This window comes from uncultured Brevundimonas sp. (assembly GCF_947305955.1).
GTDB lineage: Bacteria > Pseudomonadota > Alphaproteobacteria > Caulobacterales > Caulobacteraceae > Brevundimonas.
The window spans coordinates 1-9,040 of record NZ_CAMZFB010000070.1 but is presented as its reverse complement, the minus strand read 5'-3'; the positions used below and the strand labels follow the sequence as shown (position 1 = coordinate 9,040).

5 protein-coding genes and 1 pseudogene are annotated in these 9,040 nt (G+C 62.9%); 5 read left to right on the top strand and 1 reads right to left on the bottom strand.

The features are described from left to right. The coding region (locus Q0Y42_RS13415) for a methyl-accepting chemotaxis protein (RefSeq protein ID WP_297804711.1) at positions 1-1,820 on the bottom strand (1,820 nt) is incomplete at its 3' end. 520 nt (positions 1,821-2,340) lie between these two features. Here Q0Y42_RS13415 and Q0Y42_RS13410 point away from each other — a divergent pair. The 5 genes and pseudogenes from Q0Y42_RS13410 to Q0Y42_RS13390 form a co-directional block, all read left to right on the top strand. Further along, the gene (locus tag Q0Y42_RS13410; RefSeq protein ID WP_297804707.1) at positions 2,341-3,711 is read left to right on the top strand and encodes a PAS domain-containing sensor histidine kinase; all 1,371 of its coding nucleotides are present in this window, start codon (positions 2,341-2,343) and stop codon (positions 3,709-3,711) included. Further along, positions 3,708-4,340, top strand: coding sequence for a response regulator (locus Q0Y42_RS13405; protein WP_297804704.1), 633 nt, complete (start codon positions 3,708-3,710; stop codon positions 4,338-4,340). Before Q0Y42_RS13410 ends, Q0Y42_RS13405 begins: the two co-directional genes overlap by 4 nt. Positions 4,341-4,382: 42 nt before the next feature. Beyond that, entirely contained in the window at positions 4,383-5,825 is a 1,443-nt protein-coding gene (locus Q0Y42_RS13400; protein ID WP_297804701.1) for an NAD-dependent succinate-semialdehyde dehydrogenase, read from the top strand. Between the two features lie 149 nt (positions 5,826-5,974). Next, positions 5,975-7,645: an MFS transporter gene (locus Q0Y42_RS13395; RefSeq protein WP_297804698.1), complete on the top strand. Its 1,671-nt coding sequence runs from the start codon at positions 5,975-5,977 to the stop codon at positions 7,643-7,645. Positions 7,646-7,789: 144 nt separating this feature from the next. Continuing rightward, positions 7,790-9,040 (top strand): annotated as a pseudogene (locus Q0Y42_RS13390) (hypothetical protein); the annotation flags it as partial.

Below are 9,040 nucleotides of genomic sequence, written 5' to 3'. Positions count from 1 at the left end.
AAGGGGGCTGCCGGTGCCACCGGCGCGGCCACCTGCGGACGGATGGCCTTGGTGGTGCGGGCCAGCTGCTGGTTGACGACGAAGCGCGAGACCGAACGGGCCAGGTCTTCGGCTTCGGCGGCCAGTGCCTGACAGGCCGCGGTCGATTCTTCGACCATGGCGGCGTTCTGCTGGGTGACCTGATCCATCTGGTTCACAGCCGCATTGACCTGAGCCAGACCGATGGCCTGTTCCTGGGCCGAGGCGGCGATTTCGTTCACCAGAGAGTCGATCTGGGCGACACGGTCGACGATGCGCGACAGGGCATCGCCGGTCTGGCCGACAAGGTTCACACCCTGGCTGACCTGTTGGCCGGATTCCGAGATCAAAGCCTTGATTTCCTTGGCGGCGTCGGCCGAACGCTGGGCCAGTGCGCGCACTTCCGAGGCCACGACGGCGAAGCCACGGCCTGCATCGCCGGCGCGGGCGGCCTCGACACCGGCGTTCAGCGCCAGAAGGTTGGTCTGGAAAGCGATTTCATCGATCACACCGATGATGGCGCCGATGCGCTTGGACGATTCCTCGATGGCGTTCATGGCCTCGACGGCATTGGTCATGACCACGCCGCTGCGCTGGGCGTCGGTGCGGGTGCTCAGCACCACGCTGGCGGCTTCCTTGGCACCATCGGCGGTACGGCCCACGGTCGCGGTGATCTGGTCCAGAGCCGCTGCGGTCTGTTCCAGCGTCGCGGCCTGTTGCTCGGTACGGTTCGACAGGTCGTTGGAGGCGGCACTGATCTCTTCGGCACCCAGATGGATGACCGAGACATTGGCGTTGACCAGCGACACGGCCTTTTCGAGGCTTTCGATCGCGGCGTTGAAATCGGTCTTGAGGGTGACGGCAGTTTCGGGGAAGTCCGCCGTGATACGCCACGTCAGATCGCCACGCGCCATGGCTTCCAGACCTTCGGCCAGAGCGCCGACGACCAGTGCGTCGTTACGGCGGCTTTGTTCAAGCTCGGCCTCACGGCGCAGGCGGGCGGCCTCGGCCTCTTTCTGCATGGCCTCGTTACGGGCCTTCAGGGCGTTCTGTTCGATAGTCACCTGACGGAAGTGCTCGACAGCCGAAGCCATCAGGCCCACTTCATCGGTACGACCCAGCGCCGGAATGGACACCTGGGTATCGCCCTTCACCAGCTTGCGGGTGGCGTTAGCGACGGCGCGCAGCGGGCGCGACACACCGCGCGTCAGCCAGAAGCCGCAGGCGACAGCCATGCCCAGCGCCAGCACGGTGCCGACGCCCATGACGATACGCATCATATTGGCCAGCACGACCTGACGGCGGCTCAGGGCCTCGGCCTCGGCCACGCGGGCATCGACCAGCTTTTGCAGGGCCGCATCGACCGGCTCCAGCAGGCCGGCATTGTCATAATCGGCAAGGTTGGTCAGGCCCACGCCGCGCACGGCGACAGCCTCGAACCAGTTCTCGACGCTGGCACGGGCGGCATCCACCTCGGCCTGCGAGTTGGGTTGCAGACGGATGTATTCGTCCAGCGAGTCGTTAAAGCCCGAACGGTGGACGCTGACAGCGTCGATTGCCGACGGGATGCGGCTCATGACATAGGCCCTGAGAGCGGCGTCCTGACGGGCCATATACATCTGTGCATGGACCGCGGCATCCTGCGCCAGCTTGGCCCGTTCGATATCGCGGCGGACGTTCTCCAGCCCGCTGACACCGAAATACACGCACAGGCTCATGGCTACGATAGCAGCAACGATCCCGCCGAAGGCGAAGGTCAGCTTCTGCTGAATCTTCAGATTATCGAGCGCGCCCAACATCATACTCGTCCCCGCATTGGAACGACATCACAGGGTTGTTTCCCCCCATCCGCGATGCCGCTTGCCGGGGTTGAAGGGACCACCGTCACCCGTCGCAGGGCGACGTGTGACCTGAATGCGATCTGCGGTTCGTTCTGAGACACACAGAAGGGGATCGGGCGGGCCATTCGAATCCTCGGCAAAGATTATCGACCATGTGCCCGCACAAACGTAGGTTTCGGTAAACCGCGCAGTACGGGCAATTCCCTATACGGCTACGCTAGATGTCTTACCGAACTGTAGTTATTCGCTATTTTATTGCCTCGCTTGGCACTTTTTATGATAACCTTGTTATCCGAGATTCATCCCCCCAATGTCCTTGCCGGGGTGGAAGAAATGACGCCTTTCCCTCAAAAGGGGAAAGACTGTAAAGAGTGTCGATCAGGGGGCCAAAATTCCAAGTGCAGTGTTGAAAGAGGCCGGCAACAGTAGGTTTGCCGACGCCGGACGATCGTCTCAGGAAAAATCGTCCAGAGCAGGCCGATTGCTATCGGCAGTCACGGTCACAGTCCTGCTTGTCGCTGCTGCACTGGTTCAGTTCCTGCCGGTGAATACGGCCTTCCAGATCGCCCTGCCCCCGACGGCCAGTCTGGTCGCAGGCCATCTGTTGCGTTGGCGGCTGGCCAGTGCGTTAACGATTGCTTTGGCCATACTGATCCTTGCCGCCACGCTGGCGGGGACGGCCGATGCCATTTCCGCCGCCGTGACCACCAGTTCCATGGCTCTGGTCATGCTGGTCCAGTACGGCGAGTATTTCCGCCGCAGTGGTCCGTACAAACTGTATCGTACGACCGAACACGAAGTCCTCGAGGCCCTGCTGGATGCCGTTCCGGTCGTCCTGCTGGATCGTGCGGGCCGCGTATGCCGTGCCAGCCTCGCCTGTGAAGCCCTGTTTGGATACGAGCGCGAAGAGATCATCGGCATGGCCTTTGGCGAGCTGGTTCAGGATTTCGATCCCCTGCGACACGCAGGCCGCGACATCCCGTCGGGCACCCTGCCCCATGAGGGTGGCGACTGGCAGGCCCGTACCGCGCAGCAGACCCGCGTGCCCATCGATCTGTGGCTGAACCACACGGTCGAAGGGCCTCTGATCCGCCTGACGGACCTGACGCCGCGCCACGCCGCCGATGCGCAGGCGCGCGAGCTTCACTCCCAACTCAACAAGGTCTGGCGTCTGAACTCGCTGGGCGAGATGGCCGCCACCCTCGCCCACGAACTGAACCAGCCGCTGGGGGCGGCCGCTGCCTATCTTCACGCCGCGCAGGAAGACATGAAATCGGCGGGCATATTGGGCGAAAGCGCCTTCCGTACCGCCGAACTGGCCAAGAACCAGATGCTGCGTGCCGGACAGATCATCCGCCGCATGCGCGAACTTCTGACCATGGAGATGCGCGCTCTGGCCCGCGAACGGGTCAGCGAGGTGATCGACGACGTGCTGCCCATCCTCACCCTGACCGGACGGGACCGCAGCGTGACCATCGGCACGGCCATCGCGGTGCCCGATCTGGTTCGCATGGACCGCATCCAGATCCAGCAGGCGCTGGTCAATCTTGTGCGCAACGCTGTCGAGGCCTGCCCCAATGGTGGTCAGGTGATGATCGTGGGCCAGATCCTGAACGACCGCGCCTATGAGATCGCCGTCGAGGACAGCGGCCCCGGAATCGAGCCTGACCAGATCGAACGGGTGTTCCAGCCGATGACGACAACCAAATCCGGTGGTATGGGCCTCGGCCTTTCGGTGACGCGGACGATCGTCGAAAGCCATGGCGGCCATCTCAGTGTGGGCCGGTCCAAGCTTGGCGGTGCCCGCTTCTCCTTCACACTCAAGATCGCAACCCCCAAGGAAGACGCATGACCCCCTCTGTCTTCATTATCGACGATGACGCTGGAATGCGGGATTCACTGGTTACGCTATTGCGCAGCCAGGGCATTCGCTGCCGTGCCTTCGCCGGTGGCGCTGACTTCTTCCGTAACCCGCCTCAGGACGAAACGGCCTGTGTGGTCACAGACCTGCGCATGCCGGAAATCGACGGCGCGGAGGTGGTGCGCCGTATCAGCGAGACGCGCGGTGCCGCATGGCCGATCCTGGTGATCACCGCCCATGCCGATGTGCCCATGGCCGTCAGCCTGATGAAACAGGGCGTCACCGACTTCATCGAAAAGCCGTTTGACCCCCAGCGCCTGATCGAAAGCGTGCGCGGCTGTCTCTCCCGTCTGGATCAGGTGGGCGAGCACCAGCGCAATACTCAGGCCGCCCGCGAAAAGTTTGAACGTCTGACGCCGCGCGAATTGCAGGTTTTCGACGCCCTGATCGAGGGTCTGTCGAACAAGGCCATCGCCCAGTCCTTGAACATAAGCCCCCGTACTGTCGAGGTTTTTCGCGCCAAGGTAATGCAGAAGATGGAGGCCGAGAGCCTGTCAGATCTGATCAAGGCGGGGCTTCTTTTGCGCAACGAGGATCAAACCGCCCCCTTGATCCTTTAACGTCGGTATCTCTATCTCCCTCCCAACCATAGGGAGTGAGCCATGAGCGAGAATCGCCTTTTACGACAACAGGCCTATATCGACGGCCAATGGGTCGATGCGGACGGGGGCGAAACCCTTTCGGTCACCAATCCCGCGACGGGCGAGGTGCTGGGCACCGTTCCGAACATGGGCGCTGCCGAAACCCGCCGCGCCATCGACGCCGCCGCCAAGGCGATGAAGGACTGGGCCAAGCGCACCGCCGCCGACCGTGCCAAGGTGCTGCGCAAATGGTTCAACCTGATGCTGGAAAATCAGGAAGAGCTGGCCCGTCTGCTAACCGCCGAACAGGGCAAGAGCATCACCGAGGCCCGTGGCGAAATCGCCTATGCCGCCTCCTTCATCGAATGGTTCGCCGAAGAGGGTAAGCGCGCCTATGGCGAGGTGATCCCGACCCACGACAACGGCAAGCGCATCGTCACCCTGCGCCAGCCCATCGGCGTTGTGGGGGCCATCACACCGTGGAACTTCCCCTCGGCCATGATCACCCGCAAGGTCGGCCCCGCGCTGGCTGCAGGCTGCGCCGTGGTTCTAAAGCCTGCCGCCCAGACGCCTTACAGCGCCTTTGCGCTCGCCGTTCTGGCCGAGGAAGCCGGCCTTCCGGCAGGCCTGTTCAACGTTCTGACGGGTTCGGCCAGCGCCATCGGCGGCGAGCTGACCAGCAATGAGACGGTCGCCAAGATCAGCTTCACCGGCTCGACCGAGGTGGGCCGCAAGCTGATGGAACAGTCGGCCCTGACCATCAAGAAGATGTCGCTGGAACTGGGCGGCAACGCGCCCTTCCTCGTTTTCGACGATGCCGACATCGACGCCGCCGTACAGGGCGCGGTCATTTCCAAATACCGCAATGCGGGCCAGACCTGCGTCTGCACCAACCGCTTCTATGTTCAGGCCGGTGTCTATGCCGAGTTCGTGGCCAAGCTGACGGCAGAGGTCGAGAAGCTGAAGGTCGGCAATGGCATGGACGACGGCGTACAGGTCGGCCCGCTGATCGACGACAAGGCCATAAAGAAGGTTCAGCAACACCTCGACGACGCCCTGTCGAAGGGCGCCAAGCTGCTGACCGGCGGCAAGCCGCACGCATTGGGCGGCACCTTCTTCCAGCCGACGGTCGTGTCCGAGGTCACGCAGGACATGCTGATCTGCCGTGAGGAAACCTTTGGTCCTCTGGCGGGCGTCGTCCGCTTCGAGACCGAGGAAGAGGGCGTGGCCCTGGCCAATGACACCATCTTCGGTCTGGCGGGCTATTTCTACAGCCGCGATATCGGCCGTGTCTGGCGCGTGGCCGAGGCCATGGAAACCGGCATGGTCGGTATCAACACCGGCATCCTGTCGACCGAAATCGCCCCGTTCGGCGGTATCAAGCAGTCGGGTCTGGGCCGCGAAGGCAGCCGCCACGGGCTCGAAGACTATATGGAAATCAAATACCTGTGCATGGGCGTCTAAGCCCGCATTAGCGGTTTAGACCAACGTCGATCTCTGCAAAACGACGTTCTTCCTGTCAGTCTCCCTTGTGACGTCCCCGCAAAAATAAGGGGCGCACAAGGGAAACATGGCCGCCTGAGGGGGTGGCCTTACAGGAAGGGAAAACACCCATGACCGACCGCACCCTTAACGGGGCGGACGGCGGGGATCACTCGGTCGGGAAAAACGACCGACTGGTGATTGCTGCCTCGTCTGTCGGCACCGTCATCGAATGGTATGACTTCTACCTCTACGGCTCTCTGGCCGCGATTATCTCCGCCCAGTTCTTCTCGGGCGTGAACGAGACCACAGGCTTTATCTTTGCCCTGATGGCCTTTGCGGCCGGTTTCGCCGTCCGCCCGTTCGGGGCCATCGTCTTTGGCCGCCTCGGCGACCTTTGGGGACGCAAGAACACCTTCCTCGTCACCATGCTTCTGATGGGGCTGTCGACCTTTGTGGTCGGCCTGTTGCCGCCCTATGCGGCGCTAGGCGTGGCAGCGCCGATCATCCTAGTGATCATGCGCCTGATCCAAGGTCTGGCGCTGGGCGGCGAGTACGGCGGTGCGGCGACCTATGTGGCCGAGCATGCTCCGCACGGTAAGCGCGGCTTTTACACCTCCTTCATCCAGATCACCGCCACAGTCGGCCTGTTGCTGAGCCTGATGGTCATTCTGGGAACCCGTATGGCCGTGGGCGAGGAAGCCTTCCTCAGCTGGGGCTGGCGGATTCCGTTCCTCGTTTCCATCCTGCTGCTGGGCGTATCGCTGTGGATCCGTCTGAAGCTGGCCGAAAGCCCTGCCTTCAAGCGCATGAAGGCCGAGGGCAAGGGCTCGAGCACCCCGCTCAAGGACAGCTTCCTGAAATGGCCGAACCTGAAACTGGTGCTGATCGCCCTGTTCGGTCTGGCCGCAGGTCAGGCAGTGGTCTGGTACACGGGCCAGTTCTACGCCCTGTTCTTCCTCGAGAAGACGCTGCGGGTCGATCCGGCACTGTCGAACATCCTGATCGCTTCGGCTCTGGCGCTGGCGACACCCTTCTTCGTCTTCTTCGGCTGGCTGTCGGACAAGATCGGTCGCAAGCCGATCATCCTCGCTGGCTGCCTAATCGCGGCCCTGACCTATTTCCCGCTGTTCCAGGGGCTGACCAAGGCGGCCAATCCGCGCCTGGCCGCCGCTGTCGCCTCGTCGCCGCTGACCATCGTGGCCGATCCGGCGGACTGTCACCTGCAGTTCGACCCCATCGGCAAGACGGTGTTCAACTCGTCCTGCGATGTCGCCAAATCCTATCTGGCCAAGGCGGGCATCAACTATGACAACGTGGCGGCTCCGGCTGGCAGCGTTGCCACCATCAAGGTCGGCGATACCGTCATCGAAAGCTTCCACGGTGAAGGGCTAGCCAAGCCCGAGTTCGATGCCGCCAAGAAGGAGTTCGACGGCAAGCTGGCCGCCGCCCTGACGGCCGCAGGCTATCCGGACAAGGCCGACAGCGCCTTGGTGAACAAGCCGGTGGTGATCGGCATACTGTTCATCCTCGTGCTGTACGTGACCATGGTCTATGGCCCGATTGCAGCGGCTCTGGTCGAGATGTTCCCGACCAATATCCGCTACACCTCCATGTCCCTGCCCTACCACATCGGTAACGGCTGGTTCGGGGGCTTCCTGCCGACGACCGCCTTCGCCATGGTCGCGGCCACCGGCAATATCTACTACGGCCTGTGGTACCCGATCGTCATTGCGGTCCTGACCGTCATCATCGGGGCCATCTTCGTCAAGGAAGGCAAGGACGTGAACATTCACGACTAGCCGGACGGACTACGCTTTGCAGCGTTCGGGCGGATCGCAAACGCGGTCCGCCCGCTTTCTATTCAACCGGCCCGACCGGAGCTTACGCAACTTAAAGGCACCCTTCCTCTTGTGGTGCTAGCCTGAACAGGGACAGATGGCGTGATGTTCAGCTTCGCGACACTGGTCATGACCGCGGCCTATATGGCCACACTGTTCGCCATCGCATGGTGGTACGAACGCCCCCAGATCAAGGCCAAGGGTTCGGGCCTGTTGGGGCCAAGCCTCTATGCCCTGTCGCTGGCCATCTATTGTACCTCGTGGACCTACTACGGCGCTGTCGGCACGGCGGCGCGCAGCGGCTGGGAATACCTGCCCATCTATATCGGTCCGGCTATCGGTCTGACGCTGTTATTCCCGCTATGGCGACGCATCGCCTCGGCGGCAAAGCGGGCCAATGCCGGATCGCTGGCCGACTTCCTGTCCTCGCGATACGGCAAGAGCCCGACGCTAGGGGCCGCCGTCACCCTCGTCGCCATTCTGGGGTCCCTGCCCTATATCGCGCTGCAACTGCGCTCGCTGACTATGGCGGGCGAGATGATCAATATCGACAGCGGGATCGCCGGATCGGAGCGCATAGTCGTTCTGGTGCTCGCGGGCGTGCTGGCGGGCTTTGCCATACTGTTCGGTGCGCGGCGGACGGACCTGACAGAGCATAACCGCGGCCTGATCCAGGCCATCGGCGTGGAATCCATCGTCAAACTCTGCGCCCTTTTGGCCGCCGCCGTCTTTGCCGTCTTTGTGCTGTTGAAGGCGCAATACAGCCCGCCCGTGCTGGAACAGGGCTTGGGCCAGCTCGCCGACTGGCCCAATGGCAATACGCGTTTCTGGGCGATCCTGCTGGTCTCGACACTGGCGGTCTTCTGCCTGCCGCGCCAGTTCCACGTCGGCTTCGTTGAGGGCGGCGAACCCGGCGAGGTGCGCCGCGCCCAGTGGCTGTTCCCTCTGTATCTGCTGCTGACGTCGCTGGCGGTCCTGCCCTTGGTCGCTGCGGGCAGGCTGACCCTGCCGGGGGCCAATCCCGATCTTCTGGTTCTGGCACTCCCGTTTGAAGGCCAACACCGGCTGCTGACAGCCATTGTCTTTGTTCAGCGCCCTGCGAAACGGCCAGAGCCAGCCGGTTCACCAGCTGCCGGGCATGATCCTCAACATCCGCCGCGCGGCCATCATCCTCATCCTGTTTCTCGCCTGGCTCTATTATCAGGCGATGGACCAGTCGCGCGGTCTGGCCGCCATGGGTCTGGTGTCCTTTGCCGCTCTGGCGCAACTGGCCCCGTCCCTGTTCGGTGCTGTCCTGTGGCGGACCGGCCACGAGCGCGGCGCGCTGGCCGGTTTGGGCGTCGGCATGGTGGTGTG

Coding starts and splice junctions, on each gene's coding strand:
- Q0Y42_RS13400 (WP_297804701.1), top strand. CDS start 4,383: ATGAGCGAGAATCGCCTTTTACGACAACAGGCCTATATCGACGGCCAA.
- Q0Y42_RS13395 (WP_297804698.1), top strand. CDS start 5,975: ATGACCGACCGCACCCTTAACGGGGCGGACGGCGGGGATCACTCGGTC.
- Q0Y42_RS13405 (WP_297804704.1), top strand. CDS start 3,708: ATGACCCCCTCTGTCTTCATTATCGACGATGACGCTGGAATGCGGGAT.